The sequence below is a fragment of the Acidovorax sp. NPDC077693 genome, assembly GCF_044542805.1.
In the GTDB taxonomy this organism is placed as follows: domain Bacteria; phylum Pseudomonadota; class Gammaproteobacteria; order Burkholderiales; family Burkholderiaceae_C; genus Acidovorax.
The window spans coordinates 241,471-268,267 of record NZ_JBITVD010000008.1 but is presented as its reverse complement, the minus strand read 5'-3'; the positions used below and the strand labels follow the sequence as shown (position 1 = coordinate 268,267).

The window sequence follows — 26,797 nt, the reverse complement described above, 5'->3', positions numbered from 1 at the left end:
AGCCCCCAGGCGCCGCGGCCATGCTCTTTGCCTCCCTCAAGACCCACGCCTGGGCCTACCCGGCGCTGGAGGTGGTCCACATCGTCGGCATTGCACTGCTGCTGGGCAATCTGGTGCTGCTGGAGCTGCGGGTGTTCGGCCGTGGCGCCGCATTGCCGGTCAAGGACCTGGCCCGGCTGAGCCTGTCGGTGGCCTTGTGCGGCTTCCTGCTGGCTGCGGCCTCGGGCCTGCTGATGTTCGCCACCCAGCCCGCCGAACTGCTCAGCAGCCGCGCATTCACCTTGAAGATGCTGTTGTTAATGCTTGCGGGTTGCAACGCGGCGTGGTTCCATGGCCGGGGTTCGCTGGCACGCCTGGACGGCGTGGCCAAGGTGCAGATGCTGGTCTCCACCGTCATCTGGCTGGCCGTGGTGGTGTGTGGCCGCTGGATCGCCTACCTGTAGCGCATGCCGCGCCGCAATGGCTGGGCAGTCTGGCTGCTGCAGCGTGCGCACCCCCGTTGTGTTCCCTGATTGATCTTCGAAGGAGAGCCCCGATGACCCTGCAACGACGCCATCTCCTGGTGGCAGCCTCCGCCTTGCCGCTGGCAGCGCATGCGCACCATGGCTGGAGCAGCTTCGACGCGGACCGCCCGATCTATCTGGAAGGCACGGTGAAGTCCGTGCGCTGGCAGAACCCGCACGCGGAGCTGCAGTTGGAGATTCCGGCCGGGCTGAAGCTGCCCGCCGACCTGGCGCAGCGTGCGGTGCCCGCGCAGACCGCGCCGGTGGACGGCAAGGCCTTGCTGGCCAAGGCGGTGCTGCCCACGCGCAAGGACCGCCAGTGGGAGGTGGAACTGGCACCCCTGACGCGCATGCAGGCTTGGCAGGTGCCGCAGATCCAAGCCGGTGCAGCCGTGTCGGTGGTGGGCTTTACCCTGCGGGACGAGAAGGGCGACGCCGTCTTGCGGGCCGAGTATCTGTTCGTGGATGGCAAGGCGTACGGCTTGCGCTCGGGGCCCGCATAAGTCTGGAGCGCGTTCCAGCCAGCCTGCGGGCCTTGATGCCCCAGCCGGCAAGTCCGCAGCGGTGCAGGTAACTGTGCTGACAGGTGGGCCTGACGAGGCTGTGCAAAAGCGCTTTCACTACCCCCAAGAAAAACGGCGCCTTGGTGTCAAGGCGCCGTTGGGGTGCGGTCAGTGCCGGCGCTACTCGGTCGTGCAGACCGTGCGCGCCGCGTTGCCAGTCGCTGTGGTGGTCAGCTGGCCAGGGCCTGCAGCGCGCGGGTGGTGATTTCGTCCACGCTGCCCGTGCCGCTGATGGCGCGGTACTTGGGGGCGGCAGCGGGTTCGGCCTTGGCCCAGTTGCTGTAGTAGTCCACCAACGGGCGGGTCTGGTCGCTGTACACCTGCAGGCGCTTCTTGACGGTCTCTTCCTTGTCGTCTTCGCGCTGGATCAGTTCTTCGCCCGTCACGTCGTCCTTGCCTTGCACCTTGGGAGGGTTGAACTTGACGTGGTAGGTGCGGCCGCTGGCCGGGTGCGAGCGGCGGCCGCTCATGCGTTCGATGATGGCGTCGAAGGGAACATCGATCTCCAGCACGTAGTCGAGCTTGACGCCCGCCGCCTTCATGGCGTCGGCCTGCGGGATGGTGCGGGGGAAGCCGTCGAACAGGAAGCCCTGCGCGCAGTCGGGCTGGGTGATGCGTTCCTTCACGAGACCGATGATGATGTCGTCGCTGACCAGGGCACCAGAATCCATCACCGCCTTGGCCTGCAGGCCCAGAGGCGTGCCAGCCTTCACGGCGGCGCGCAGCATGTCGCCGGTCGAGATTTGCGGGATGCCGTACTTCTGGCAGATGAACGTGGCTTGCGTGCCCTTTCCGGCGCCAGGCGCGCCCAACAGAATCAGTCTCATGGAAGTCCTCGAAGTTTAGAAATCGGGTGGCGCCGCTGGCCGGGGCGCGCCAAGGCCACCGCGTGCAGTCAGCGGTGGCCAGAGTACTCCCGGGGTGCGATGCTCTCTCTCGTTACAGTCGAGGATAGCATGTGACAACCTTGCCCTGACTTACACGGCGCACCGTTTATGGGCGTGTTTTCCTGGGGGCCCGCATCCCTGCCAGCTCAGGGCCCGGGCGGCTCTGCACCGTGGTCTGCCAGGGTGGGGTGGATACGGCGCACGCGTTCGGTGGGCACCACCCCGGCGAGTCGCACGCGCGTCAGCGCAGCGAGCCGGGGGTCAGCGGAAAAGCGCGCGCACGCGCTCCAGGTCCTGCGGCGTGTCCACGCCGGGGCCTGGTGCTTCCCCGGCCAGATAGACGGCAATGCGGTGGCCGTGCCACAGGGCACGCAGTTGCTCCAGGGCCTCCACCGCCTCGGTCGGCGCGGGTGCGAGGGTGGGAAACTGCCGCAGGAAACCCGCACGGTAGCTGTAGATGCCCACATGGCGCAGCGGCGCAAAACCCGCCAGTGCGGCGACGCCGGGTGTTGCCGCTTGCGCGGCGCCGTCCTGCCACCAGGCCGTGCCTGCATGGTCGCGTGCCCACGGGATGGGCGCGCGGCTGAAGTAGTGCGCCAGGCCCCGGGCATCGAGCACCACCTTGACCACATTGGGGTTGGAGTAGTCGGCCAACGTGGCCAGTGCATGGGCTGCGGTGCCCATGCTGGCTTCGGGCCGCGCGGGCAGCAGGGCGGCCACTGCGTCGATGAGGGCCGGGTCCATCAGGGGTTCGTCGCCCTGCACGTTGACGACGATGTCATCGCCGTCCAGCCCCAGCTGGGTGCAGGCTTCTGCCAGGCGGTCGCTGCCGCTCGCGTGGTCGGCCCGGGTGAGGATGGCCTCGACACCGTGCCGGGCACAGGCCTCGAGGATGCGCGGATCGTCCGCGGCCACCACCACGCGGCTCGCGGCGCTGTGGGCGGCGCGCTGCGCCACCCGCACCACCATCGGCAGGCCGCCGATGTCTGCCAAGGGCTTGTCGGGCAGGCGGCTCGACGCCATGCGCGCCGGGATCAGCACCGTGAAGGCCTCGTCACCTCCAGGCAGCGTGGCGGGCAGCGCGCTCACCGCTCCAGTTCCTCGTCGGTCAGCGTGCGGGCCTCGTTTTCAAGCAGCACCGGGATGCCGTCGCGCACCGGGTAGGCCAGGCGTGCGCTGCGCGAGACGAGTTCCTGCGCCTCGCGGTCGTACGTCAGCGGGCCCTTGGTGACGGGGCAGACCAGCAGTTCAAGCAGTTTGGGGTCCATGGTGTGGCTCTCGGGAAAAGGGCGTTCGTCGGGCAGGCAGGCGGGGATGATAGCGGTGGCGCGGGCGGTGTATGCGGGCGTTTTGCGGGTGCAGCGGCTCAGGCCGTCAGGCGAGCGTCCAGGGCCTGGAAGAAGGCGGGATCGATGTGCAGTTGCAGCGGCACCGCCAGCGCGTCGGGGTGGCGCGGCCAGAGTTTGACGGCGTCTTTTTCAGTGCAAATGAGCAGGTACCGCTTGTCCTGTAAGCGCTGCCAGCTATCAAAATCATAGTGATCAGGCAGTGCCTCGGCATGCGCCAGCGCCAGCCCTTGCGCTTGCAGCATGGCAAAGAAGTCGCCCGGGCGCGCCACCGCGGCGACCGCGTGCAGGGGCTGGCCCCGCAGGTCCTGCAAAGGCACCCGGCTGCCATCGGCGCGCAGCGCGTAGTCGGCCAGGCGGCGGTCCAGGCGAAAGCCGGGCGCGTCGCTGCGGGGAGGCGCATGGCCGGCGTACAGCACCATGTCCACCGCCCGGGGCCACGGCTCGCGCAAGGGGCCCGCGGGCAGCAGGAAGCCGTTGCCGATGCCCTGGTCGTTGAAGATGCAGATCTCCACGTCGCGGCGCAGCGCCAGGTGCTGCAGGCCGTCATCGCAGATGATCACCTGGGTCTCGGGGTAAGCCGCCAGCAGGGCGTGCGCCGCCTCAGTGCGTTGCCGCGCCACGAAGATCGGCACGGGGGCGTGGGCGTTGGCCGCCAGATGGCGCGCAATGAGCGCAGGCTCGTCGCCGACGTCGGCGGCCAGGCTGTCGCCACGCACCTCGCGGCAATCGGTGGTGCGCCGGCCATAGCCGCGCGAGATGATCCCTGTGCGCAACCCCCGCGACTGCAGGTGCCGGGCCAGATCGATCACCACGGGGGTCTTGCCGGCACCGCCAGCAATCACGTTGCCCACCACGATCACGGGCCGGCCCGGATGGCTGGAGGCGAGCACCCCGGCCTTGTACAGCCAGCGCCGCAGCGACACCAAGGCCAGGTACACCATCGACACGGGCCACAGCGCCCAGGCCAAGGGGCCGCGTGACTGCCAGGCTTTCTGCAGGCCTTGCGCGGCAGGAACGGGCTGTGCGCGGGGTGATGAGGAAGTGAGAGAAGAGGGGGCGGGCGCTGGTTGCCCGGGCGGCCGGCTCATGGTGTGCTGTCGGCCGCGTTGCGGCGGGGCCAGGCCTGGGCCCTGGCGTTCCGGCTTGTGGCGCCTAGGGTTGCATGGGGGGCGCTGCGGCGCACCGGGTGGGGGGCCTTCAGCCCATGGCGCTCAGGCGAGCCCGCAGCCAGATAGAGAACCGTTGGCACCCAGCCCGCCATGCGGGTCAGCGGCTGGCCGCGCGCCCCGCTGCGGAGGACTGAGTGGCAAACGTGATCTGCGTCAGCCCGACACGGCGGGCCGCTTCCATCACGGACACCACGGACTGGTGCGGCGCCATCGCGTCCGCACTGATGATCACGACGCTGCCCTGGCCGGCGGTGGCCGCGGTGCGCAGGGCTTGCGCAATGGCGTCCACGCTCTTGCCTTCGACGCCGGTCTTGTTGACGGCGTAGCGCCCGTCCGACGCCACGGACACGATGACTTCCTTGGGGTGGTCGCGCTGCTGCTCGGCGTCGGCCACCGGCAGCGTGAGCTGCAGCTCGGTGAACTTGCTGTAGGTGGTGGTCAGCATCAGGAAGATGAGAACCACCAGCAGCACGTCGATGAACGGGATCAGGTTGATCTCGGGCTCTTCCTTGGTGCGGGGGCGAAAGTTCATGTCAACGATCCAATCTGCTGCACGCCGTGACAGCGGGCTTTGGAAACCGGCGCGGCCCTTGCGAGCGGCCGCCGTTCAATGGCCGCCCCGCCGCACAGGCGGCATCCATAGGCCCCTGGCGCGCAGCGCTGAACAACGGGGGAATGGAACGATGGCGTCTCAAGGGGGAGTTCACTTCTTGCGCAGGCGCAGGATGTGGCGCACGAACTGCTCGGAGGCCAGCTCCAGCGTGAGCAGATAGGCATCGACGCGGGCGCGGAAGTAGCGCCAGAAGATCAGTGCCGGGATGGCCACGATCAGGCCGAACGCCGTGTTGTACAGCGCAATCGAGATGCCGTGCGCCAGCTGCGCAGGGTTGCCGCCGCCCATCGCCTGGCCGACACCGCCGCCACCAGACTGCGAGCCGAAGATCTCGATCATGCCGATCACCGTGCCCAGCAGGCCGAGCAAAGGCGCGGCAGAGGCGATGGTGGCCAGGGCTGCCAGGTACTTTTCCAGCCGGTGCGCCACGGCGCGGCCCGTGCCTTCCATGGCGGCGCGCAGGTCGGTTTCGCTGCACTGGGGGTTGCTGTTGATGGTGCGCAGGCCGCTGGCCAGCACCTCGCCCAGCGCGGAGTTCTGCGCCAGCTGGTTCACCACGTCGGGCGTGGGAATGGCCTTGGAGGACACCGTGATCGCTTCATCCAGCAGCTTGGGCGGGGCGACGCGGGCGGTTTTCAGGGCCAGGAAACGTTCGAAAATCAGCGCCAGTCCCAGGACGGAACACGCAATCAGGGGCCAGATCGGCCAGCCTGCGGCTTGTATGATGGACAGCAAATCTCTCTCCGCGCAGATGAAGCAATCGGCGATTATGGCCCAGCTTCCCGCCCCCTCCGGCGCCAGTTTGCGTCACAAACAGTTACCTTGCTGCCCGCCCACCACGGCCTGCCGCTCACCCACAAAAACTGTGGATAACTTTGTGGGAAACCCGTCCCCGGCAGCCCGCAAAGTGGCGTCGCTGCGTGATTGCAACAGATTGATGAAAAATTGTGCAGTGAAAAATCCTTATAAATCAACAGCTTGCACGTGCAAACGTGCTATGCGGCCATTTTGCGCAGGCTTGGCCGGCGTTACGGTCGCTCCCTCCGTTCTGTGGAGTACTTCCCCGGTGGCAACGCCGCCAAACCCCGCTGTGGCCGATGCTTGAGCGTCCAGGCCTCGCTGCGACGCCGCGCGTCTGGGAAGTTGGCGCGCTGTGCCGCGCCATTGCTGATGCGCTGGAGGCAAGGTTCAATCCTGTCGCGGTCCGCGGCGAGATCACGGGCTTCTCGCGCGCATCCAGCGGTCATTGCTACTTCTCGGTCAAGGACGCGAACGGTCAGTTGCGCTGCGCAATGTTCCGGCGTGCCGCCAGCCTGCTTGACTTTTCGCCGCGCGATGGCGAATTGGTCGAGCTGCGCGGGCGCATCGGCGTGTACGAGGCCCGGGGCGACCTGCAGTTCATTGTCGAAAGCATGCAGCGTGCAGGGCAGGGCGCCCTGTTCGAACAGTTCCTGCGCCTGAAGGCACAACTGGAGGCCGAGGGCCTGTTCGACGCCGCCCGCAAGCGCCCGCTGCCCCTGATGCCGCGCGGCATCGGGCTGGTCACGTCGCTGGGCGCAGCGGCGCTGCACGACGTGGTCACCGCACTGCGCCGCCGCGTGCCGCACATCCCGGTGGTGCTGGTCCCGGCCCAGGTGCAGGGCGGTGCAGCGCCTGCATCGCTGGTGGCGGCGCTATCAAAACTGTATCGGCTCGCGCAGGCGGGGCAAGCGCCAGGGGCCGATCACGGCACCACGACGCCCATCGATACGATCTTGCTGGTGCGCGGTGGGGGCTCCATGGAAGACCTGTGGTCGTTCAACGACGAGCAACTGGCGCGCACCATCGTCCAGAGCCCGGTGCCGCTCGTCTGCGGCGTGGGCCACGAAACCGACTTCACCATCGCCGACTTCTGCGCGGACCTGCGCGCGCCGACACCCACGGCGGCGGCCGAACTCGTGTCCCAGCCGCGCGCCGTGTGGCTGGGGGCGCTGGACCTGATGGCCGAGCGCCTGGAAGACAGCCTGCAGCGCCAACTGGACAGCCGGCACCAGCGGCTGGACCAGGCCGCGGGCCGCCTGGGGCGCCCTTCGGGCCTCGTCGCACGCCAGCAACTGCAACTGGCGCGTCTGTCGCAGCACATGCGCCACGGAATGCTCCTGAAATTGCAGCAGCTGGCGCAGACCCAGCAGGCGCTACAGGCCGATCTGCCTGTCAAGATGCAGCGCCGCATCGGCCAGCAGGCAGAGCGGCTGGACCGCGCAGCCCTGCGGCTGCAATTGCTCGACCCGCGGCTGGTGCTGCAGCGCGGCTACGCATTGCTGACGGACGCCCAGGGCCACGCCGTGACCAGCGTGGGGCAGGCCCAGCCCGGCGATGCGTTGCGCGCCACGCTGGCCGATGGAGCGGTGGATGTGACCGTGGCCGCCCAGCCCCGCCTGCTGTAGTCCCGTGGGTGGGTGCCCGGCCCGCGGCACAGGGCGCGTGATGGCGCAGTGAGGGCGGCAGGTTCGGTCGCCGCTGTAGGACGTGCGCGCCATCTGAAGCTTTTTGAGGGCGGGGCCGGGCAGGAGCCTGCACAGGTCATCCGATGTTCCTACAATGCCCCTTTCGCGCTGTGTCCGACTGCATTGCCGAGGTGAGCGCTGCAGGTGGCATGCATCCCAGAATTTCAAACCACGAGGAAAACACCATGGAACATACCCTTCCCCCGCTGCCCTATGCCATCGACGCCCTGGCACCGCACTACAGCCAGGAAACGCTGGAGTACCACCACGGCAAGCACCACAACGCCTATGTGGTGAACCTCAACAACCTGCAAAAGGGCACCGAGTTCGAAAACCTGACGCTCGAAGAGATCGTCAAGAAGTCCAGCGGCGGCATCTACAACAACGCTGCGCAAATCTGGAACCACACCTTCTTCTGGAACTGCATGGCCCCCCAAGGCGGCGGCGAGCCATCGGGCGCGCTGGCAGCAGCCATCAACGCCAAGTGGGGCAGCTACGCTGCATTCAAGGAAGCCTTCGTCAAGAGCGCCGTGGGCAACTTCGGTTCGGGCTGGACCTGGCTCGTGAAGAAGGCCGACGGCAGCGTCGACATCGTCAACACCGGTGCCGCTGGCACGCCCCTGACCACCGCCGACAAGGCACTGCTGACGGTCGATGTGTGGGAACACGCGTACTACATCGACTACCGCAACCTGCGTCCCAAGTTCGTCGAGACCTTCCTCGACAAGCTGGTCAACTGGAAGTTCGCTGAAGCCAACTTCGCCTGATCCATCGCGATCAGGCCATCCCGCTGCATCGCGCGGCGGGGCCCACAAAAAAAAGCGGCCCCGGGGCCGCTTTTTTCATGGTGCGCGGGCCGCTCGCGTCACTGGCGGCGAAACGGGGCCCCGTTGAGCTTGGCACCGGCCTTGATGCCCTTCTGGGCAAACCAGCCCTGGTTCATCTCGAGGACATAGCGCACCGGCTTGGCCGAGCAGTGCGAGTCCAGCGTCTGCGGCTTCATGTCCGCCAGGTTCACCACCGTGCCGTCGTCGGCCACGAAGGCGGCCGTCAGTGGCAGCAGGGTGTTCTTCATCCAGAAGCACTGCTGCGCGGGCTGCTCGAAGACGAACAGCATGCCCTCGTGCTGGGGCATCTCCTTGCGGTGCATGAGCCCGGTCTGGCGCTGCTCCGGCGTAGCCGCCACCTGAGCATCGATGCGGTGCATGCCCGACGTCAGCTCCACACGCTGCAGGTTGAGCTGCGGGCCCTCCTGGGCCGTGGCCGCAGTGCTCACCAGGCCCAGGGCCAGCAACAGGGTGGCCGCCAGCGTGGGGCGTGCAGCGGCGGCGATTGCAAACAGCGGTGTCTTCATGGGAGATGCTTTCGGTTCAACAGGACTGGACGGCGAGAGTATGGGGCAGGGGTTGCGTGCAGTGGCGCTGCACGGGCTGAATAAAGCAGGCCACTGGAGCCAGCGCGCCTGCCTGACGATGGAGGCACGCGGGCCGCAAAAATTCCAAGGCAGGGCGCGCATGCTGGCAAAACGCTGGGCGTGCCGCAAGCCCGTCGTGCGGCCCACCAAGCAAAACGCCCGCAAATGCGGGCGATTCCGAGGTGGTGTTTAGGGCCGGAGAGGACCCTGAAGGCCCAGATCAGGCTGCCTTGTGGGCGGTTTTCTTCTTGGCGACCTTCTTGCCGGTCTTCTTTTTGGCCGTGTGGGCGGCCTTGGTCTTCGCTACGGGGGCCGGTGCTGCAGCTGCGGGTGCGGCGACGGGGGCAGGAGCGGGGGCTGGAGCCGGTGCGGGTGCCTGTGCAAAAGCACCTGCAGCGAACAGGCCAGCCACCAGGACAGCGAGGAGTTTTTTCATATATGCCGTTTCCAGTGTTGTTGAACGAAGGGTTGAGGGCCATGCGCAAAAATCGCACAGCTCCACTCGCAACGATAGCAGTGGCGGGCGCGTTGACAGGGTCTTTTGCGATTTTTTTTGTCATTAGAATTGTTCGGTTCTGAATGCCGGCAAGGCATCACCTGCTGATTCCTGTCAGCTTCCACTGGAGACCACCGTTTCATGACCAGCTACCAGCACATCACCGTGCCCGCCGAAGGGCAGAAGATCACGGTCAACGCCGACATGTCGCTCAATGTGCCGGACCAGCCCATCATCCCGTTCATCGAAGGCGACGGTACCGGACGCGACATCACGCCCGTGATGATCAAGGTGGTGGACGCCGCCGTGGCCAAGGCCTACGGCGGCCAGCGCAAGATCCAGTGGATGGAGGTCTTCGCCGGTGAAAAGGCCACCAAGGTTTATGGCCCCGATGTCTGGCTGCCCGACGAAACCTTGCAGGTGCTGCGCGAATACGTCGTCTCCATCAAAGGCCCGCTGACCACGCCCGTGGGCGGGGGCATCCGCTCGCTCAACGTGGCACTGCGCCAGGAGCTCGACCTGTACGTCTGCCTGCGCCCGGTGCAGTATTTCAAGGGCGTGCCTTCGCCGCTCAAGGAGCCCGAGAAGACCAACATGGTGATCTTCCGCGAGAACTCCGAAGACATCTATGCCGGCATCGAGTTCGAAGCTGAATCCGACAAGGCCAAGAAGCTCATCAAGTTTTTGAGCGAGGAGCTGGGCGTCAAGAAGATCCGCTTCCCCAATACGTCCGGCCTGGGCGTGAAGCCCGTCTCGCGCGAAGGCACCGAGCGCCTGGTGCGCAAGGCCATCCAATACGCCATCGACAATGAAAAGCCCAGCGTGACCATCGTGCACAAGGGCAACATCATGAAGTACACCGAAGGGAGCTTCCGCGACTGGGCCTACGCCCTGGCGCAAAAGGAGTTCGGTGCCGAGCTGATCGACGGCGGCCCCTGGTGCAGGCTCAAGAGCCCCAAGACCGGCAAGGACATCACCATCAAGGACAGCATCGCCGATGCCTTCCTGCAGCAAATCCTGCTGCGGCCTGCCGAGTATTCGGTCGTGGCCACGCTCAACCTCAATGGCGACTACATCTCCGACGCACTTGCGGCGCAGGTGGGCGGCATCGGCATTGCGCCGGGTGCCAACATGTCCGACTCGGTGGCGTGCTTCGAGGCCACACACGGCACGGCGCCCAAGTACGCGGGCAAGGATTACGTGAACCCCGGCTCCGAAATTTTGTCGGCCGAGATGATGCTGCGCCACATGGGCTGGGTCGAGGCCGCCAACCTGATTTTGAGCTCGCTCGAAAAATCCATCGGCTCCAAGAAGGTCACTTATGACTTCGCCCGCCTGATGGAAGGTGCGACGCAGGTGAGCTGTTCCGGCTTCGGGCAGGTCATGATCGACAACATGTGAACCCGTTTCACCCGGTTCTCTGGCGTTCCAAAAAATCAGCCCGCCCTATATGGCGCGGGCTTTTTTATGCCCGTTGCGTTCCGGTTAGTTCCACCGCGTTCTATACAATCTGTTCCATGGTCTGTGCCATGGTGTTCCATGGCGTGGGTGCCTGCAACCTTCATGGAACACCATGGCCACTGATAGCCGCGCGATCAATTACCAGCTCAAGGCGTCGCAGCTTGCGGCCGCGAAACCGAGGGACAAGAACTATCTGCTCCTGGATGGGGGTGGGTTGTATGTCGAGGTGCTGACCACCGGCACCAAGATCTGGCGATACATCTACTCGTTTCAGGGAAGGCGGCCAAAGCTGACCATCGGCCCGTTTCCTGAGATTTCCATTGCGCAGGCCCGCGATGTGCACGCGCTCATGCGGGCCAAGGTTGCGCAGGGCATAGACCCCGTGGAAGAGCGAAAGCGAGATGAGCAGACCCGGATCGAGGAAGAGCGGCGCGGGGTGGCCTTCCGCGACTTTGCGGCCCTCTGGGTGAAAGAGACTCTGTTTTACCGCTCCGCGTCGTACCGGGCCCAAGTGGTGCGCTTTCTGGACTCGTACATCAACCCCCACATTGGCGACAAGGCGCTGGCCAGAGTGAAAGCGGCCGATGTGTTGAAGGTGATGGAAGGCTGCAGGGCCACGCCGGTGACTGCAGACCGTTGCCGGGTGATCGTTCAGCAGGTGTACAACTACGCGATTCGCAAGCTGATCGTGGAATCAAACCCAGCCATCGCGGTGCGTGGGGCCATTGTGATTCCGCCCAAAAAGCACCACGTGCACCTGCGCGAGCCGCAGCTGGCGGCCTTCTGGCGTGAGCTGGACAAGCAGGCCGGGGCCAGCATGTTGACGGTGCTGGCGGCCAAGCTGCTGGCCTACACCATGCTGCGCAAGTCTGAGCTGCGTCTGGGGCAGTGGAGCGAGGTGGACATGGCCGCAGGCACGTGGGATGTGCCTGCCGAGCGGATGAAGATGAAGCGGCCGCATCGTGTGTACCTTTCGCGCCAGGCGTTGGAGCTGCTGCAGCAGCTGCACAAGATGACGGGGCACGGGGCCTACATGTTCCCGATGCGCTTCCGGGGAGGGGAGGGGCGCCCCATGGGCGATGCCACCCTGAACCACATGTTTGGGCGCCTGGATTTTGGCGTGCCGGAGTTTGCGCCGCATGGGCTGCGGTCCACGGCAGCCACGTTGTTGAAAGAAAACGGCTTCACGCGTGACGTGATCGAGCTGCTGCTGGCCCACCAGGAGCGCAGCCAGGTGGTGGCCGCGTACACGCATGCAGAGCTGGCCGAAGAGCGGCGCAAGGCCCTGCAGTGGTACGCGGACCGCATCGACGCCATCACTCGGACTGGGGTGGTTGTTCCGCTAGTTGCTTGATCACGGAGTAGGGCCACAGCGGCGTGCCGCCGATCTTCTTGCCCTCTGGCACCAGGCCACCATCCAGCCAGCGGTAGAAGGTGGTTTTGCCAATGGGTAGCACCCCGCGCCGCTTGGGTGTGCTGAAAATGTCGGAAGCGCGCAGCAGGCTGCTGTCGTTGTACTGCGGCGAGGCAGCGGGCGAAGCGGCCACGGTGGTGGTTTCATTCATTGGTGGCATCCTTTGCCGCGCGCTTGGCGGCAAAACGTTCCCGCACCCAGGCTTCGGCCGTCGCAGGGTCGCCCAGCTCGCCTGTGACCCGGCGGCGGGTGTTCATGGCGCCCGCCTGGCGCCAGGTGATTGCGATGGCGCCGGCGGCTAGGGCCTGGGTGCGCTTGCCCATGGCGATGTCGTAATGACTGCCACTGGTCTTCTCAGGGCTCTGCCACCAGCGGCGGGCCACGCCGATCTTGTCGGCCATGGAGTGCAGCTCTTCGTCGGTGTCTGCCAGCATGTGGGACATCTTCATGCGCCCCATCTGGCCGGCGGGGGAGAGGTACATGTCATCAACGTAGACGGCCATCACGCAGCCCCTCCGCTGCTGGCCGGGGTGTACAGCACGTCCACCACCATGCCGGATTCAAGATCCTGCGGCACCTCGGCGCCGTTGCACATCTGCAGTTGGATCTCGCCCGCGAGGTTGGCTGTTTTGACCACTTGGGCCCGCAGTTCGCTGCCGGGTGGGATCATGCCAAGAATGGGCGCGCTGTGGTCGCTGTCGCGGCTTACGAAGATGGTGGCCCCGCCGTGTTCAATCACGCTGCTTCCAGCAGGCGCGTCCTTGATGGCTTTCACCAGGTCCTGGGACAGCGGGGGCAACTTGGTGGACTCGCCGCGCATGTGCAGCATCATGGCCAGCGCCGCGACGTCCAGCGGGTCGCCCTTGTGGAGCTGCTGACGTAGCTCCATGGCGAGATCCAGTTGGTCAACCTTCGCAGTATCTTCCCAGCCGCTGCGCCCCTTTGCGCGGGCCTTGGCCAGCTTAGCCTTGAGATCCGCGGCGAACTCGTCCACGGCCGCATCGTCAGGGTGGGTTGGCGCCGGAATCCACCCCAACGCCTCCCGCGCTTCATACGTGGCGACCCTCTTGCGCAGCAGGCGCAGCTCGGCCTCAATGCCGCCGTCTGGCACCAGCACCTGGCGCAGCGCCCACTCAGCCTTGCTACTTGGTCCCATGATCTCGCCCGGCTTGTCGTCGGGAAGGTCCTCCAGATGGTCTATGGCCTCGCACAGGTCATCAAAGTGCTGGCCGTCAATGGCATGTTGGCGTCCATCTTGGCCTTGTTGTTCTTCGCTATCGTCCAGCGCCAGGTGTACGCGGCGGGCAAGTTCGATAAGGTCGCGCACTACCTTGAGGTGTGAATCGGTAAGGGCTGGCGTTGCAAAGTAGGGGGTGGCCAAGGCGCCCGTTTCTTGTTCCAGCCGGGCACGCTCTGCCCCTTCGCGTGTCCAGTAGCGGATGCTGTTGTACGCAGGGTTGAACGATATGTAGATGACGGCTTCTGGCATGGTCAAACTCCTGCAAGCGCCAGCTGCTCACTGGCCGGGGTGGGGTTGATGACGACGGCGCCGGCAGTGCGGCGCACGTCTGCGGCCGCGTGGTCTTCGGCGCGCTGGTACTCGCCGCGCGTGAGGTGGCGCAGCTGGTGGTGGTAGATGGCCAGGCCGTCGCGGATCAGGTCCAGCTCTTCGTAGAACAGGGCGGTGGGGCGCCACTCGCCGGTTGCCATGGCGCGGCGCATGACGCCATCCAGGGCGCGCTGCGCGGGTTCGATGTGCCCGCGCGTGCCGCGTATTGGGCTGGTGATGGCCACCGAGTCGGCGATGTTCATGGCACTGACCAGGTGGGCCCACTGCAGTTCAGTGGCCACGCCCTCGCGCAGCCGTGTGAAGGCTTGGCGAAGCGGGGTCATGATGGTTTCGACCTGGCTGCGGCTGAGCAGCGCAGATTGCCAAGCGGCCAGGCGCGCGGGGTCTTGTACGCGCGTGCGCTGGGTGCGGGGTTTGCGGCCGTGGGTCATTTGGGGGCCTTTCGGTGTGCCGCTGCCTTGAGGATGGCGCGGCGCATGGCTTGTTCCCGTTCGCCGTCGTAGAGGCCGAATTCGACACGCCAACCGAGATCGCCGCATTTGCGTTGGTCCGCGACGACGGCGTGATCTTCAAACCAGATCGGTATACGCAGCAGGGCAGCTAGTTCCAGTGCGTGGCCGCTGTCGTTCTCCGGGTCCCAATGGTGGGGGCGTTGCTCGGTGGCGCTTGTGACGTAGGCGCCACCAGGCTCACGCCAGTGGGTTATGCGCAAGCCAGCGGCGGCTGCGGCCGCCCTGAGGGTCTGCATCTCTTTGGGCGTCATAGCGGCAGTTCCTCCTGAGCAGGTTCGTGCTGGCGCTTGTTCCATGCCTCGGCCACCAGGGGGCGGCAGTCGTCCATGACGCTGCGGTACTGCTGGGTGCCCAGATGGCAGCGTGAGCACTCCACCCATGCCCAGCCGTCGGCGGTGGTGTGCATGGCTGCTGCCCCGCCGCAGCAAGGGCAGGGCTTGAGGGGGTGTAGTTCGGCAGTCACAGCACAACCCCCCTTGGCAACCGGAAGTAGCCCAGCGCGCCCTTGCAGGCCTGGAAGGGTACGGGCACGGCGTGGTGAAGCACGTGGCCGAAAGGGCCGGTGAAGAACGGGGACTCGTGCACGCGCGTGCATGCCACCAGCTCGGCGCGGCCCACGATGCCGCCGCGTGGCAGATCCTCGGGTGCCGGCAGCGCGTCAACGATGTGGCGCAGGCCCGGGGTGGTGCGCAGGAAGTCCACGCACTCGGCGTAGTCGTCCTGGCTCACGCGCTGGCTCGCGTGGATGGCCACCGGGCCACGGTAGACGGTCTCCCATGTGCGGTTTTCCACGGGCTTGTAACCCATGGTGATGAGCCATGGCCAGGGCTGGCGGATGCTGATGACCTTCATGCCAGGACCTCCAGCTCGCGAGCCTCGTACGTGTTCTCGCCCCGGCCGGGGAAGTTGACCGCCCAGCCGTTCCCTGCACATGCCTGCACCACGCCTTCTTCCCACAAGTAGGGGTCTCTGATGCCGCTGGCCTTGAGGCCGATCACGCGCACCTTGCTGCCGATACGCGGATCTGCGGTGTACACCTCCAGGTCCTCGTAATTCAGGCCCGTGTGCACGTCGCCAGACTTGGGGCCGAAGTGCACGAACAAACTGCCGCCGGCATTGGCCACCACGCCCACGCGGCCGCAAACTTTGAGCTTCTTGCCGCCGGGGCCGCGCACATCGGCCTTGACCCGTACCGGAGTGCAGTGGGCGATGGCGGGGCCTGGCTTCGACCCGGCTGGCTGGGATGGGGCCTCCAGATCTTCGGCGAAGAATGTTCCACGCTCTGCGTGTGCGGTGGGCTGATCGGCAGCACGCACCTTGATGCCGCCGGCTTGCACGTCGACAACGATCACGCTGCGGCCGCGCCAGCTCTTCGCGTTGGCGGTCTCTTTGACCTTCAGCAGTGCGCCTCGCTCAATCACCGCAGCACCGCCCCCTAGGGGCGGCTGCGCCTCGTTGCCCTGCGCCGCAGGCGCCACGTCCTGGGCCTTGAGCTTGGGCACCGCCTTATCCACCGGCCCCGCGCCGGCAGGTGCCGGCGCTTCGTCGCCCTGCAGCGCGGCAGCGCTGCCTGTAGTGGACCCTTCGCCCAGCGCTTGCATCGCGGCCGCGATGTCGGCTGACGCCTGCGCCTTTGACGTCTTGGGCTCACCAGCGGCCTTTGCGCCCGCGCGCGCAGCCGGTTTTTTCGCGCCGGCCTTGGCACTTTTGCCCCCCTCCGCACCTTCCCCCGCTTGCGCAGCCAGGTTGGTCGCGGCAGCTGGTTTTTTTCGTTTTTCGGCCTCTTCCAGCTCCTTCGCGCGGTCGTCGCTCTCCATGCGGCGCTTCACATCGGCTTGCACCTCGCGCACGTCAACGCCCGCAACGCCCGCCAGGAGGGGCAGCATGTGGGTGGAGTCGCCCAGCACATCGCCATATGTGCTGCCCATGGCGCGGTAGAGCAGCCACCGTGTGAAGACGCCGGGCACCTCTGCCGCCGGCATGGAGTGCAGCCGGTTCTCCATCTCTGACCAATCAAACTCGGTTGGTAGGCCAAGAGCTTCGCCAATCGGGCCTTCATCTTCGTAGCCGGCGGCATCGATCAGGTAGGCGCGCAGCGCCTCGGCCGGCACAACTACATCAGCGCCCTGGAACTTTGCGGCCACGGCATCAGCGCTGGCATTCAGCCAGGCAGTGCGGTACTCGGGGCGCTTGTCCACCGGCAGTGCGGCTTTCTTGGCCACTTCCTTGTCGGCCTCTTTGGCGGCTGCGGCCTGGCGCTTCTCGCTGATGAGGCGCTTGGCGGTGCTGGTCTTCACCGCCTCCATGCTCTTGCCAGTCAGTGGGTGGATGATGATGGTGGTCTCGGGGCAGTCAGAGCCCAGGGCTTTCCGCGCGGTGGTGCCAATCACGCCGATGCCATAGGCCGATTCGTCCAATAGCGTGAAGCCTTTGAAATTTGGGCGGTCCTCATACGACGTTGGAACAATCAACCCCCGAGCCTCGTCGGCCGTGATGACCTTGTGCCCTGTCTTCCTGGCCTTCGCAACTGCAGCCTCATCGTGTAGGGCCTCCTTCTTGCGATAGCACGCCTGATCAGTGCACAGGTCCGGGCCGTCGCTGCCGAACAAGTCGGGGTTGGCTCCTGTGCGCTTCGGGCACGTGCCGCAGGCGCCGGCCTCGGGGTGAAGCCTGTCGCTCGCAATGTCGAACCGGGCCCGGTCCATGCGCAGCATGATGTTGCTGCTGATCCAGCTCGCGAGTTCTCGAGAGCTGTGCAACGGCTCTCCGTTCCATTCCTTCTGCAACGCGTAAGTCAGCGCCTTTTGCTGCAAGGTAGGGTCCGGGATGTACGAGATCTCGCGGGCCTTGGTGGCGTCCAGCCCACCGGTGCGCATAGCCTCTTGCACCTCATGGCACAGGGTGAGCAGCTGCAGGCGCTGGTAGACGTGGCGCACACTCTTGCCGATGCGCTGCGCCACGTCCTTCGCTGTCATGTGGCTGTGTTTGATCAGCGCGTTGATGCCTTCGGCTTCTTCCAGGGCCTGCACGTCTACGCGCTGCAGGTTTTCAACAATCTGCACTTCAAGGGCCTGGTCGTCGGTCAGCTCGCGGATCATCGCGGGGATCTCTGCCACGCCCGCCAGCTGGCAGGCGCGCCAACGGCGCTCACCAGCCACCAGTTCGTACTCAATGGGCTCACGCTTGCGGGTGGTGGCAAAGGGCCAGGCCGGCACGTTGTGTTTGAGCGCGCGGGACGTTTCTTCAACCCGCGCCGCAGGCAGCGGCCGCACAAGGATGGGCTGGTGCACGTGCATGGCCTTGATACTGTCGGCAAGCTCCTGCAGCTTGGCCTGGTCGAAGGTCTTGCGCGGGTTGGTGGTGCTGGCCACGATGCCGGCCACGGCCAGCATGCGCATCTGGGGGCCTGCTCCGGGCGTGGGCAGGGCTCGGGTACGGGTGTCGTCTACTTCGGTTGCCATGGTGATGAGACCTCAGAAGGGGTAGCCGGGGGCGTTGTGTTGGAGCATTGCCAGCGCGGTCTGGATGGGGATGGCGCGGCGCTGGTGGTCGGGGGGCGGGCAGTGGCTGAAGACGATGTGGTCCTCTTCGGGCCAGCGTTCGCCTGGTACCCAGTCGGGCAGCAGGTAAGGCAGGTCGAAGTGCCTGCACAGCTCTTCCCCCGCTTCCTCGCTCTTGCCGCTGCCCTGGGAGCCGTAGATCAGGATGGACTTGCGGCCCTTGCCCGGGGTGGGGGTGTGTGGCTTGCCGCCGCCCTTGCCGCCGCGGAAGCGCGGCTTCGTGCGTGCCAGGTGTTGAAGGTTCATGGTGTCTCCTGTGGGGTCAGGGAAGGCAGAAGAGGCCATCGGTGCGGGGCGTTTTGCCGGGCAGCATCAGCAGCGATGGGTAGCCGCGGCTGCGGGTGTAGGCAGCGTGTGCCAGCGCTTCCGGCAAGGGCTCGGACGGGTCGGTGCGGCAGTAGCCGTAGTCCATCTCCCAGTTGGGAGAGCCATAGCCGCAGTTGTCGTCAATCCAGACAACGAACCGCAGCGGTCCTGTTGGCACGGTGTCTTGCTCGGGACGGCGTTCAGTGATGATTGCCGCACTCATGCGGGCACCTCGCCTGGCTGGCTGGGGGTGGGCCTGCCCAGCAGGCGGCTGGCTGCGCGGAAGACCTCGTGGCTGACTGCGTAGCCGTACTGTTCGGGGTCTACCAGCTCTTGCACCAGCTCCATGGCCTTGTCTTTGCCGTGCCAGTACCGCACATCGCTTGCGCGGTGGGCGCACTGGGTGAGCAGGTCGGTGGCCAGCGCCTGGCCGGGGGTGAGGCGCTGGCCTGGCAGCGACGTGCCGGCGGTGGTGTACACCATGACGCCGCCGCCGGGCTGGTCAATAATGTGGATGGTGGTGGTCTTGCAGTTCATTCGAGGTCGGCGCGGGGCGCGCTGGTTTGGGGTGGGTTGATCAGGTCTGCCTCGCACTCCAGGCGCTTGGCTTTGAATCGGGGGTTGATGGCCTGCAGGTCGGCGTGCTGGCCCTGCATGCGGCTGGCAAGGGACCGGGCGGCAACGCAGCTGGCGGTGCCCTTGTCGGGGTAGTGGTGGCTGATGCAGACGGTTTGGCCTGTGGTGCCGTCCTCTATCTCCAGCTCGACCACGGGCACGCCGTGGCGTGTGTAGCGGCAGGTGCTGCGGGTGACCTTGCCGCTGATGCGCAGCGTGAAGGTGCCCGCAGTGGGTTGTGCACGCGCGTGCACAGCTCACCCCACCAGCGTGAGGTAGTGGTAGGCCACGCTGAAGGTGACCAACCCCACGAACACGCAGAAGGACAGGAAGAAGGCCTTGCCCACCACGCCGACGGCGCGCACGAGCCAGTGCGGGCGCTTGCGGCGGCTGGTGGACTGCACCAGCTGTACGGGAACGAAGGGCGTGCGCAGCGCCCTGGGCGCGCCCTTGGCTGGGGGGCGGTAGGGCGGGACTTGGTAGGTCATTGGTGGGCCTCCAGGCGGGTGCGGGACGTGCACACCACGCTGGCGGGGTGCGCGTCGGGGTAGATCTGTTCGGCCTGCAGGCGGGCCGCGTTGGCGTTGGGGAACAGGCCGTGGAAGGGGTCGTGGCCTGGCACGCTGATGCGGAACTCGTGGAGCTGCGGGGCCTTGATGACCGCAAAGCGGCGGTCGCCGTTGGAGGGGCGCAGGTAGTCGGACCAGCCGGTGGTTTGCACGATGTGCAGGGCGCGGGCTGAGGTCATGGCGCAGCCCTCCCGTTGTCGATGGCGAACGGGTAGGAGATGGGGTTGATGCCGGCATGCTTGGCTACGGCAAGCCAGCGGGCTTGCATGTCCCCGCCGTCGTCGTTGCAGAGCGCTATGGCGCTTGCAGCCTCGTACATGTGGCGGAACAAGGCCTTGTCCAGGCGCGCCCGGATGGCGGCTGTTTCGCGGTGCTGCATGGCCAGCGTGGTGGTAGCGTGGAAATCCACTTCTTCGGCTACCGTGGCGCAGGCTTGGGCGCACAGGGCGTCCAAATCAGGTCTGTCGCGCTGCGCCGCTTCAAACTGGGCGGCGTCTACGTGAATCAATGCACACCCTTGGTAGGGTAGGCGGACGAACACCTTTGTTGTCCGTTGGCCGTTGCGCGGCTCCCGCACTCGCATTGCCAGCAACTCGTCGTTCGTGGGGCGGCGTGTCATGCGGCACCGCCTTGCTCTTCAGCTTCGGCAGCGAGTTCCTGCGCAGCCTCGCGCAGCTCTTCCAGCAGCTCGGCTGCTGGCTTGAGGACGGGCGGCACGTCGCACACTGCCTGCCGCCGGTCGGACTCGTACCAGCTCACCGGGGCCACCGCCGCCTCGATAGCAGCCACATCCAGCGCGGTGACTACCTCCATCTCATCAAGGTAGGACGTGCCGTCCCATTGCTTCAGCTCCCCACCGTAGGCGTAATCGAAAGCGGCCTGCAGGCCCATCAGCTCGGCCAGTTCATCCGGCGTAGCGTGGTAAATCGTGGTGCGCTGCGCCCAGCGCCATTCATCCTTCTGGATCGGGTCGGCATGGTCGTCGGTCATGTAGATGGACGTGCCGCGGTCGGCGTTGAACAGCGCGGCGCGTGCATGGCCTGGCTGGCTGATCGCGTACCCCAGCGCATTCACGATGGCCTGAGCTTGTTCAATGCTGTGGACCGGGATGTCCTCGGGGCGCTGGCCGTGGTGGCCGCACTGCCAGGTCATGAACCGCAGCGTGTAGGGGGTGGGGTTGGCTGCGGTCTCGTGCTGCGAGCTTGGCTCTGTGCACGCGGGTGCACTGGGGGTGGGGTGGGTTTGCATGTGGCCCTCGTTAGTTAACGATGGGCGCATTGTTAGTCATAACTAATGACTCAGTCAATAGGCATGACTAACGTTTTGCGATGGAGAATTGTTTTGAAACAACCTGCCGGGCACATGTGTGCTGGTCCGGTAGCACTGGGAGGAGCTATGCAATCAAGGGTCTTGTGTGGGTTTGCGTTGGCGTTTTGTGTCGCCTTGGCGGGATGTTCAAAGCCCACTGAGGCGATCATTCCAACTGATACAGGCAAGTGGGACACCGACCTCGCGCCCCACGTCAAAAATCTCTCCGAAGAGGATAAGAAGCTAATCTCTGCTTACTTGGTTCGGGTGAAGCTCGGGGAGGCTTTTGGAAAAGAAGGGATGCCGTTGGGGACGACTATTGCTGATGGGATTGCCGCGCAAAAGAAGTGGGCCGCTGACCAGGAGAAGAAGGCGGCGGAAGAGCGGGCTTTGAAGGAGAAGATGGAAAAGGAAGCTGCAGAGGCCCGCGCCGCAGTGGATAACGCAGTGACTGTGGCTCTAATCAAGCTCGGTCGTAGGCCCAAAAATTACGATGTCGGTCGTTTCAGTGAGCAGCAAGAGATCGCGATTGCGATCCAAAACAAGGGGCAAAAAGAGATCAAGGGTATCTCTGGCAGACTCGTTTTCGTTGACGTGTTTGACAAGGATCTGGGTGCAGTAGGTTTCGACGTTACCGAGAAGATCCAGCCAGGGGGCACTGTCAAGTGGGAGGGGGTGCGCGATTACAACCAGTTCATCGCAGAGCACAAAGCCATCTGGAATCTGCGCGATGGCGACTACAAGACGCGTTTTGAGCCGCGTGCGATTGTGTTTTCAGATGGCACGATCCTGTCCGCTGAAAAATAGCACCCACTGGCGGGGCAGCACGGGCGTGTTGTTCCTGCTAGGTGTCCCACAGGTCAGGCTGCGCGTTTCGCCGCGCTGGGAACTGGATCACGTTGTTGCGCGCCTGTGGTCTTGAAAGAGCTTGGGTGCTTCGTGCCCAAATATTTGAGGTAGTCCAATGCCTCAGCTTGCCCCAGCGGCGGTAGTGCTTGGAACATCCGTAACGCCTCCCTTGCGGTAGCGTCTATCTGCCAGGGATCAGGCTCCCGGGTGCCAATGGGGGTCTGAGAGGCGATGGCGTTTGCGTCCATCGGACCTTTGCCTGTCGCCAGCCATTTTGGTGAGCACTGCAGTGCCGCAGCGGCCAGCAGTAGTTTCTCGCCAGCAATCTCTTTGGTTCTCCCATTACGCCACTGTGCAACAGAGGCTGGCGCGACTTGGCATAGGCGCGCCAAGTCAACCTGACGAAGGCCAAGTGCCTTCATCCGATCTTCAACGCGTTCTGCGAGCGACGACATTAGTCTAGCCTAACGGATAAATGATTAGGCATGCTTGACTGATTTATTAGTCATGCCTAACATTGGCGGCTATGAAGAAAACTGCCGCTGAAATTGTGAAGATCCTGGGCGGGGTAAACGCTACAGCTCGGTTTTTTGGCCTGAAGCCACCCAGCGTTAATGCGTGGGTGAAGGTTGGGTGGGTGCCAGAAGAGCGGCTGATTCCAAAAGCAGCTTCCATTGAGGTCATTAGCAAAGGTGCGTTTTCTCGCGCAGCCCAGTTCCCGGACCGTTACCGCGAGATCTGGCCGGAGATGTGCCCGGTGCAGGAGCCAGCCCATGCGTAGCTCAGCCCTCGAATGGAAGCAAGCGCGCCTGCACAGGCGCGCCAAGCGCCTCCAGGCGGCCCTGTACTTCATTGCCCCTGACAGCCCGTTGAGTGGACGGCACGTGCGCGCCTTTGCTGATCCGTGGGTGTACGGCACCGCGCTGGCGGAGGCTATCGCGCGGCGCCGAGCGGTTCGGTTTGTGGCTGCACTTATGTCACAAGGTCGAACAGCATCTGATCGATCTGGTCTTCCGTCAACGTCCCATCCTCCTGCAGGCGTGCAATGAGCAGCGCCAGCAGCTTTGCGCAGCGGTCGCCTTGGATCGGTCTGTGGTCGGTGAGGGTGTAGTAGATGCGCCGGCCTGTGTCGAGTCCGTCTCCCTTGTGCGTCTGCTCGCGCAGCACATCGTCTTCTGTCATGTCCGCCTCTTTCGGTGTTGGTTGTGTAGGAGCTTCCATCGTATGCCGGAAGAAGGCGGACACCTTCTTTCACACCCACCACGCCCGCAGCCATGCCGCCGGGCTTCAACTCCTTTCCCACATGGTGTGCCGCGCGCGGGAAGGTGCGCGGCGCTTCGCATGGCGGCGTGGTGGGTGCTTTTTCTTCCCTCTTCATGTTGTTGTTCCCTCTCTTGTGGCTGCAGTGTCTGCATTCACGGGGGAGGGCGCCAGCCTGATCAATTTGACTTTTCAAGGTAGCCACCCATGACCTGCCGATATTCAGAGACCGATTGGCGCGATGTCCTCTACAACAGTGTTCGGGCCTGCCCTGGCAACGTGGTGGACGCTGCAGCCTTTCTCACCAAGCGGCGCGGCCGCAGCATGCATGGGGAGACCCTGCGCGCGCGGTTGCGGGGTGTGGATGGCGATTCCATCAGCATGGAGATTGCCGAGCTGCTGACGGAGTGGATGCAGGAGCTGAACAGGCCGGATGCACTGGATTGGCTCCATGCGTTCAATGCCCGTTTTGGCCTGGCTGCATCGGTGGTGGGGGTGGACGCCCCTGCCAGCCAGCAGGACGCGGTACAGGCCCTGCAGCGCAAGCTGCTGGAGAACAATGTGTCGGGTGGGCGCCTGACCGAGCTGGGCCTGCGCACGATTGCTGACGGCAAAGTGGACGGCCTGGAGGCTGACGCGCTGGAGGCGCAGGCCCTGGGCGAGGTGCGCGAGCTGCTGCAGCTGGTGGACGCGGTGCGTGTTGCATCGGGCAAAGGCGGTGCCGCGTGAGGCCCGCAGGCGAGATCCGCAAGGCTCTGCTGGATGCCTGCGCCGCCCTGGCCAGCGGGGTGCAAGACCCTGACCATGGGCCCACCCTGCGCGAGATTGCGCACCGGGCCTGCGTGGGCCTGGATGCCGCGCAGGACACCATGAAGAACATGGTGCGGGCGAAGGTGGTTCACACCGTGAACACGCGCAAGGTGCCGTACCGCAATCGCCCTGTGGCGGAGTACCGCCCTGGTGCCCTGGCGCTGGCCGCCAATGACCCCATCGCGGCCCTGGCCGGCGCTGTGCGGGCCTGGGGGTAAGCGATGCATTTGATTCAAGCCGCCGGCGGGAGGGACGCCGGCTTGCATGCTGCTACGTGCGCGGGAGGGCCTGCGCATGGGTGAGCCGTCTTCGGCAACAACAACTCCACCACCCCCACCGCCACACGTAGAGCCGCCTGTATGGGACACCATACCGGCGCGCCTTGCGCAGGCGCAGCAGTGGGTGCTGTGGAAGTTTGAATGGGATGCCAAGCGCAGCGCCTGGCTGAAGGTGCCGTACTACGTGCAAGGCGGGCGGCGCACGGGCGGGCAGGGTGATGACCGGGACCGGCAGCGCCTGGCCACGTTGCCGGTGGTGCGCCGGGCCTTTGAGCGTGCTGTGGGTTCGGAGAAGCCTTGGACGGGCGTGGGCTTCGGCTTTCTGCCGGGTGATGGGCTGATTGGCATTGACCTGGACAAGTGCATTGATGCCGATGGCAAGCTGAGCGAGCGCGCGGCCAAGATCGTGCAGGCGTTCTACTCGTTCACGGAATTCTCGCCATCTGGCAAGGGTCTGCACATCTACGTCGAAGGGCACACGGCGACGGCGAAGAGCAACGATATCGGCGTGGAGATGTTCTGCGAGAAGCAGTATTTCACCGTCACGGGCCGGCACATGGAGGGCACGCCGCTGGATGTGACTGTGGCGGAAGAGGGCGCTATCAAGCGCATGCATGCCACTATTGCGGAGGCCAAGGAGAAGTACCAGGGCGCAGCGCCTGCGAAGGCTGCACCGCGCAGCGCCCATGTTCCTGGCGCGCGCGAGGGGCGTGACGATTTCGCGTACGTGAACGATGAGGCCAAGAAGGCATTGCACGCGTGGGTGCCGGTGCTTTTTGGGGGCAAAGAAACCCCGCACACCACCATCAAGGGGCAGGGCTACCGGGTGACCAGCAAGGCGCTGGGGCGCGATCTGCAGGAGGACATTGGGATCACGCCCGATGGCATCACCGATTGGGGTGTGGCCGATATGGGCGACGCTCGCCAGGGGAAGCGCACGCCCATCGATCTGGTGGTGGAGTGGGGGCCCGGCACGTCGAAGGCAGCCGATGCGCTGCGGTGGCTTGCGCAGGTGCTGGGGATTCAGCTCAGCCCGCCGCCGGCACCCCGCGCGAAAAATTCGGCTCCCGCTGGGGGGGATGACGCGGGCGCGGCCACTGCGCCTGCGCCTGCGGCTTCGGCCGGTGGGGGCAAGGACGGCAAGCCGCCGGGCAAGGGTCGGGGCGGTGGCGACGATGGCGATAGCCCGGGCGGGGATCTGGATGCGCTGTATGCAAAGCTGGTAATGCATCGGGGCCGGCCCATGGATTGCCGCGAGAACGTGATGTATGCGCTGCTGCTGGACCCTGAGCTGGCAGGCCTGGCCAAGATGAACGACTTCACGCGGCTGATTGAGCGCAGCCGCACCACGCCATGGGGCCACCCTGCAGGCGAGTGGGACGAAGAAGACGACCTGATGCTGGGGGAGTACCTGTTGCGCAGCCACGGGCTCGGCATCAAGGCCAAGGGCACTCTGCGTGACGGCGTGATGATGGCCGCCCGCTCGCACCGGTTTAACCCGGTGGTTGACTTGATCAAGACTAAGACCTGGGACCGCGTGGACCGGCTGGATACCTGGCTGTCGAAGGTGTACGGCCTGGTGGAGCGCAAAGACCCTGCGGAGCGGGAGCGGTTGCAGCAGTACGCCAGTTTGATCGGCCGGTGCTTCTTCATGGGCCTGGTGAAACGGGCCATCCAGCCAGGGTGCAAGTTCGATTACATGCTGATCATCAAGGGTGATCAGGGCTTGGCGAAGTCCACTGCGTTCCGGGCCATCGCTGCGCCGTTCTTCACCGACAACGGCACGAAGGTGGGGGAGAAAGATTCCCTCATGGCGCAGCAGCTGGCATGGATCGTGGAGTCTGCCGAGCTGGAGTCTTTGAACAAGGCGGACAGTACGGCGATTAAGCAATATCTGAGCGTGCAAGAGGACCTGTACCGGCCGCCGTACGGGGCGCAGATGATCAAGGCGCCCCGGCACTTTGTGAACGTGGGCACGACGAATGCCGACACGTTCTTGAAGGACGCCACCGGGGACCGGCGCTTTTGGCCGCTGGAGGTGCTGACGGTGGACGTGGAGCTGTTGCGCGAGATGCGCGGGCAGTTGCTGGCCGAAGCGCTGCACCGTGTCCTGGCTGGTGAGCAGTATTGGCCCACGCGTGAGCAGGAGAAGTCGCTGATCTTCCCCGAGCAAGAGCAGTTCAAGCGCACGGATGCGTGGGAAGACCTATTGCACGACATCGTGAATGAGCCGATGTCGCACAAGGTGGGCGTACCTGCAGGGGCGTCCAGAGAGTTCTGGGCTACCACCGAGCTGTATGCGGCCATGGGCATCAAGGCGGATCGCATTGATGGCCAGGGCAATATGGATGAACGGATGGCGCGGGCCATGAAGGCGCTGGGCTTTGACAGGCACAGGGAGACCAGCGGCCAGCGCAGGCGCGGCTTCAAGCGGCGCAAGGAAGAACCCCCCAAGGATGGAGCACCAGGGGCGCCAGGCGGCGCACCCGCACCCGAACCACCACCACCAGCCGCCGATGCGCAGCAGGGGCCTTCGCGCCTGCCGCCCGGTGCTTTCAACGTAGTAGATGGCGACGACGATGCGTTGCCCTTCTGACTTCACACCCCTTTACCCGTGGCGCTGTGGGCGCCTTGCGGTTTGGTCACGCCCCGGCCGGGTCTGCGCACGCGTGTGCAGCCCGGTGGTCCTGTCGCCACCGCCGTCCACCCCGACCACCCTACGTCCACCCGGGGGTGGACGGCGTAAGCGGTTGATTTCGTTAGGGAAATGGGTAGTACGTCCACCCGTCCACCCCTGATGCTCCA

At 65.3% G+C, this 26,797-nt stretch carries 37 protein-coding genes; 11 read left to right on the top strand and 26 right to left on the bottom strand.

Annotated features, from left to right (window positions below; genetic code table 11):
* Positions 1-20: 20 nt before the first annotated feature.
* On the top strand, positions 21-443 hold the full coding sequence (locus tag ACIGHN_RS13630; RefSeq protein ID WP_396504796.1) for a hypothetical protein: 423 nt from the start codon (positions 21-23) through the stop codon (positions 441-443).
* A gap of 92 nt (positions 444-535) precedes the next feature.
* The gene (locus ACIGHN_RS13625; protein ID WP_056414761.1) at positions 536-1,006 is read left to right on the top strand and encodes a DUF6152 family protein; all 471 of its coding nucleotides are present in this window, start codon (positions 536-538) and stop codon (positions 1,004-1,006) included.
* Positions 1,007-1,236: 230 nt separating this feature from the next.
* Here the strand turns inward: ACIGHN_RS13625 and adk are convergent, their stop codons facing one another.
* From adk to ACIGHN_RS13595, 6 genes are all read right to left on the bottom strand, one after another.
* Positions 1,237-1,893 (bottom strand): adenylate kinase, encoded by a 657-nt coding sequence (adk, locus tag ACIGHN_RS13620; protein ID WP_396504795.1) that lies wholly within the window; start codon positions 1,891-1,893, stop codon positions 1,237-1,239.
* A gap of 321 nt (positions 1,894-2,214) precedes the next feature.
* Positions 2,215-3,042, bottom strand: a complete 828-nt coding sequence (kdsB, locus tag ACIGHN_RS13615) for a 3-deoxy-manno-octulosonate cytidylyltransferase (RefSeq protein WP_396504794.1) — start codon at positions 3,040-3,042, stop codon at positions 2,215-2,217.
* A complete protein-coding gene (locus ACIGHN_RS13610; protein WP_056165650.1) occupies positions 3,039-3,221 on the bottom strand; it encodes a Trm112 family protein in 183 nt (60 codons plus the stop codon). Before ACIGHN_RS13610 ends, kdsB begins: the two co-directional genes overlap by 4 nt.
* Before the next feature lie 98 nt (positions 3,222-3,319).
* Positions 3,320-4,390, bottom strand: a complete 1,071-nt coding sequence (gene lpxK / locus ACIGHN_RS13605; RefSeq protein WP_396504793.1) for a tetraacyldisaccharide 4'-kinase — start codon at positions 4,388-4,390, stop codon at positions 3,320-3,322.
* A gap of 178 nt (positions 4,391-4,568) precedes the next feature.
* Positions 4,569-5,003: a biopolymer transporter ExbD gene (locus ACIGHN_RS13600; protein WP_056414765.1), complete on the bottom strand. Its 435-nt coding sequence runs from the start codon at positions 5,001-5,003 to the stop codon at positions 4,569-4,571.
* Positions 5,004-5,174: 171 nt separating this feature from the next.
* Positions 5,175-5,819 (bottom strand): MotA/TolQ/ExbB proton channel family protein, encoded by a 645-nt coding sequence (locus ACIGHN_RS13595; protein ID WP_056414768.1) that lies wholly within the window; start codon positions 5,817-5,819, stop codon positions 5,175-5,177.
* Between the two features lie 362 nt (positions 5,820-6,181).
* Between ACIGHN_RS13595 and xseA the strand changes: the two genes are divergently transcribed.
* Positions 6,182-7,510, top strand: a complete 1,329-nt coding sequence (xseA, locus tag ACIGHN_RS13590) for an exodeoxyribonuclease VII large subunit (RefSeq protein ID WP_396504792.1) — start codon at positions 6,182-6,184, stop codon at positions 7,508-7,510.
* A 245-nt stretch (positions 7,511-7,755) separates the two neighbouring features.
* Positions 7,756-8,337 (top strand): superoxide dismutase, encoded by a 582-nt coding sequence (locus tag ACIGHN_RS13585; RefSeq protein ID WP_056414774.1) that lies wholly within the window; start codon positions 7,756-7,758, stop codon positions 8,335-8,337.
* Between the two features lie 98 nt (positions 8,338-8,435).
* Here the strand turns inward: ACIGHN_RS13585 and ACIGHN_RS13580 are convergent, their stop codons facing one another.
* Together ACIGHN_RS13580 and ACIGHN_RS13575 are read right to left on the bottom strand one after the other, a co-directional pair.
* Positions 8,436-8,924: a DUF192 domain-containing protein gene (locus tag ACIGHN_RS13580; protein ID WP_396504791.1), complete on the bottom strand. Its 489-nt coding sequence runs from the start codon at positions 8,922-8,924 to the stop codon at positions 8,436-8,438.
* A 280-nt stretch (positions 8,925-9,204) separates the two neighbouring features.
* Positions 9,205-9,420, bottom strand: coding sequence for a hypothetical protein (locus ACIGHN_RS13575; protein WP_396504790.1), 216 nt, complete (start codon positions 9,418-9,420; stop codon positions 9,205-9,207).
* 201 nt (positions 9,421-9,621) lie between these two features.
* Here ACIGHN_RS13575 and icd point away from each other — a divergent pair, with 201 nt between their 5' ends.
* Positions 9,622-10,881 carry an NADP-dependent isocitrate dehydrogenase gene (gene icd / locus ACIGHN_RS13570; RefSeq protein WP_396504789.1) on the top strand — a complete coding sequence of 420 codons (1,260 nt, stop codon included), beginning with the start codon at positions 9,622-9,624 and terminating at the stop codon, positions 10,879-10,881.
* A 172-nt stretch (positions 10,882-11,053) separates the two neighbouring features.
* Positions 11,054-12,295, top strand: coding sequence for a tyrosine-type recombinase/integrase (locus ACIGHN_RS13565; RefSeq protein ID WP_396504788.1), 1,242 nt, complete (start codon positions 11,054-11,056; stop codon positions 12,293-12,295).
* Here ACIGHN_RS13565 and ACIGHN_RS13560 read toward each other — a convergent pair.
* Genes ACIGHN_RS13560 through ACIGHN_RS13485 form a run of 16 tightly spaced genes read right to left on the bottom strand, consistent with a single transcriptional unit; the run spans position 12,258 to position 20,735 of the window.
* A complete protein-coding gene (locus tag ACIGHN_RS13560) occupies positions 12,258-12,506 on the bottom strand; it encodes a hypothetical protein (protein WP_396504787.1) in 249 nt (82 codons plus the stop codon). The two genes, ACIGHN_RS13565 and ACIGHN_RS13560, sit on opposite strands and share 38 nt — an antisense overlap.
* A complete protein-coding gene (locus ACIGHN_RS13555; protein ID WP_396504786.1) occupies positions 12,499-12,858 on the bottom strand; it encodes a DUF4031 domain-containing protein in 360 nt (119 codons plus the stop codon). The genes ACIGHN_RS13560 and ACIGHN_RS13555 overlap by 8 nt, the downstream gene beginning before the upstream one ends.
* Positions 12,858-13,844 (bottom strand): hypothetical protein, encoded by a 987-nt coding sequence (locus ACIGHN_RS13550; protein WP_396504785.1) that lies wholly within the window; start codon positions 13,842-13,844, stop codon positions 12,858-12,860. The genes ACIGHN_RS13555 and ACIGHN_RS13550 overlap by 1 nt, the downstream gene beginning before the upstream one ends.
* Positions 13,845-13,846: 2 nt before the next feature.
* Positions 13,847-14,356, bottom strand: a complete 510-nt coding sequence (locus ACIGHN_RS13545; RefSeq protein WP_396504784.1) for a hypothetical protein — start codon at positions 14,354-14,356, stop codon at positions 13,847-13,849.
* On the bottom strand, positions 14,353-14,688 hold the full coding sequence (locus ACIGHN_RS13540) for a hypothetical protein (RefSeq protein ID WP_396504782.1): 336 nt from the start codon (positions 14,686-14,688) through the stop codon (positions 14,353-14,355). Before ACIGHN_RS13540 ends, ACIGHN_RS13545 begins: the two co-directional genes overlap by 4 nt.
* Positions 14,685-14,900 carry a Lar family restriction alleviation protein gene (locus tag ACIGHN_RS13535; RefSeq protein WP_396504781.1) on the bottom strand — a complete coding sequence of 72 codons (216 nt, stop codon included), beginning with the start codon at positions 14,898-14,900 and terminating at the stop codon, positions 14,685-14,687. The genes ACIGHN_RS13540 and ACIGHN_RS13535 overlap by 4 nt, the downstream gene beginning before the upstream one ends.
* Positions 14,897-15,289 (bottom strand): ASCH domain-containing protein, encoded by a 393-nt coding sequence (locus ACIGHN_RS13530; protein ID WP_396504780.1) that lies wholly within the window; start codon positions 15,287-15,289, stop codon positions 14,897-14,899. The genes ACIGHN_RS13535 and ACIGHN_RS13530 overlap by 4 nt, the downstream gene beginning before the upstream one ends.
* Positions 15,286-17,898: a ParB/RepB/Spo0J family partition protein gene (locus tag ACIGHN_RS13525; RefSeq protein WP_396504779.1), complete on the bottom strand. Its 2,613-nt coding sequence runs from the start codon at positions 17,896-17,898 to the stop codon at positions 15,286-15,288. Before ACIGHN_RS13525 ends, ACIGHN_RS13530 begins: the two co-directional genes overlap by 4 nt.
* A gap of 12 nt (positions 17,899-17,910) precedes the next feature.
* Positions 17,911-18,243, bottom strand: a complete 333-nt coding sequence (locus ACIGHN_RS13520; RefSeq protein ID WP_396504778.1) for a hypothetical protein — start codon at positions 18,241-18,243, stop codon at positions 17,911-17,913.
* Between the two features lie 16 nt (positions 18,244-18,259).
* Positions 18,260-18,481 (bottom strand): hypothetical protein, encoded by a 222-nt coding sequence (locus ACIGHN_RS13515; RefSeq protein ID WP_396504777.1) that lies wholly within the window; start codon positions 18,479-18,481, stop codon positions 18,260-18,262.
* 41 nt (positions 18,482-18,522) lie between these two features.
* The gene (locus ACIGHN_RS13510; protein WP_396504776.1) at positions 18,523-18,840 is read right to left on the bottom strand and encodes a hypothetical protein; all 318 of its coding nucleotides are present in this window, start codon (positions 18,838-18,840) and stop codon (positions 18,523-18,525) included.
* The gene (locus ACIGHN_RS13505; RefSeq protein ID WP_396504775.1) at positions 18,837-19,172 is read right to left on the bottom strand and encodes a hypothetical protein; all 336 of its coding nucleotides are present in this window, start codon (positions 19,170-19,172) and stop codon (positions 18,837-18,839) included. The genes ACIGHN_RS13510 and ACIGHN_RS13505 overlap by 4 nt, the downstream gene beginning before the upstream one ends.
* Before the next feature lie 3 nt (positions 19,173-19,175).
* On the bottom strand, positions 19,176-19,406 hold the full coding sequence (locus ACIGHN_RS13500) for a hypothetical protein (protein ID WP_396504774.1): 231 nt from the start codon (positions 19,404-19,406) through the stop codon (positions 19,176-19,178).
* Complete coding sequence (locus ACIGHN_RS13495; protein WP_396504773.1) at positions 19,403-19,666, bottom strand: hypothetical protein; 264 nt, start codon at positions 19,664-19,666, stop codon at positions 19,403-19,405. The genes ACIGHN_RS13500 and ACIGHN_RS13495 overlap by 4 nt, the downstream gene beginning before the upstream one ends.
* Positions 19,663-20,106 carry a hypothetical protein gene (locus ACIGHN_RS13490; RefSeq protein WP_396504772.1) on the bottom strand — a complete coding sequence of 148 codons (444 nt, stop codon included), beginning with the start codon at positions 20,104-20,106 and terminating at the stop codon, positions 19,663-19,665. Before ACIGHN_RS13490 ends, ACIGHN_RS13495 begins: the two co-directional genes overlap by 4 nt.
* Positions 20,103-20,735: a hypothetical protein gene (locus tag ACIGHN_RS13485; protein WP_396504771.1), complete on the bottom strand. Its 633-nt coding sequence runs from the start codon at positions 20,733-20,735 to the stop codon at positions 20,103-20,105. The genes ACIGHN_RS13490 and ACIGHN_RS13485 overlap by 4 nt, the downstream gene beginning before the upstream one ends.
* A 93-nt stretch (positions 20,736-20,828) precedes the next feature.
* Here ACIGHN_RS13485 and ACIGHN_RS13480 point away from each other — a divergent pair, with 93 nt between their 5' ends.
* Positions 20,829-21,602, top strand: coding sequence for a hypothetical protein (locus ACIGHN_RS13480; protein WP_396504770.1), 774 nt, complete (start codon positions 20,829-20,831; stop codon positions 21,600-21,602).
* Positions 21,603-21,655: 53 nt separating this feature from the next.
* Here ACIGHN_RS13480 and ACIGHN_RS13475 read toward each other — a convergent pair whose 3' ends face one another.
* Positions 21,656-22,099 (bottom strand): helix-turn-helix domain-containing protein, encoded by a 444-nt coding sequence (locus ACIGHN_RS13475; RefSeq protein ID WP_396504769.1) that lies wholly within the window; start codon positions 22,097-22,099, stop codon positions 21,656-21,658.
* Between the two features lie 71 nt (positions 22,100-22,170).
* Between ACIGHN_RS13475 and ACIGHN_RS13470 the strand changes: the two genes are divergently transcribed.
* Positions 22,171-22,425 carry a hypothetical protein gene (locus ACIGHN_RS13470; RefSeq protein WP_396504768.1) on the top strand — a complete coding sequence of 85 codons (255 nt, stop codon included), beginning with the start codon at positions 22,171-22,173 and terminating at the stop codon, positions 22,423-22,425.
* Between the two features lie 191 nt (positions 22,426-22,616).
* Here the strand turns inward: ACIGHN_RS13470 and ACIGHN_RS13465 are convergent, their stop codons facing one another.
* Positions 22,617-22,826: a hypothetical protein gene (locus ACIGHN_RS13465; RefSeq protein ID WP_396504767.1), complete on the bottom strand. Its 210-nt coding sequence runs from the start codon at positions 22,824-22,826 to the stop codon at positions 22,617-22,619.
* Between the two features lie 285 nt (positions 22,827-23,111).
* Between ACIGHN_RS13465 and ACIGHN_RS13460 the strand changes: the two genes are divergently transcribed.
* The 3 genes from ACIGHN_RS13460 (at position 23,112) to ACIGHN_RS13450 (ending at position 26,588) form a co-directional block, all read left to right on the top strand.
* Positions 23,112-23,633 carry a hypothetical protein gene (locus tag ACIGHN_RS13460; protein WP_396504766.1) on the top strand — a complete coding sequence of 174 codons (522 nt, stop codon included), beginning with the start codon at positions 23,112-23,114 and terminating at the stop codon, positions 23,631-23,633.
* Positions 23,630-23,932, top strand: coding sequence for a hypothetical protein (locus ACIGHN_RS13455; protein WP_396504765.1), 303 nt, complete (start codon positions 23,630-23,632; stop codon positions 23,930-23,932). Before ACIGHN_RS13460 ends, ACIGHN_RS13455 begins: the two co-directional genes overlap by 4 nt.
* Positions 23,933-24,245: 313 nt before the next feature.
* The gene (locus ACIGHN_RS13450; RefSeq protein WP_396504826.1) at positions 24,246-26,588 is read left to right on the top strand and encodes a VapE domain-containing protein; all 2,343 of its coding nucleotides are present in this window, start codon (positions 24,246-24,248) and stop codon (positions 26,586-26,588) included.
* Positions 26,589-26,797 lie beyond the last annotated feature (209 nt).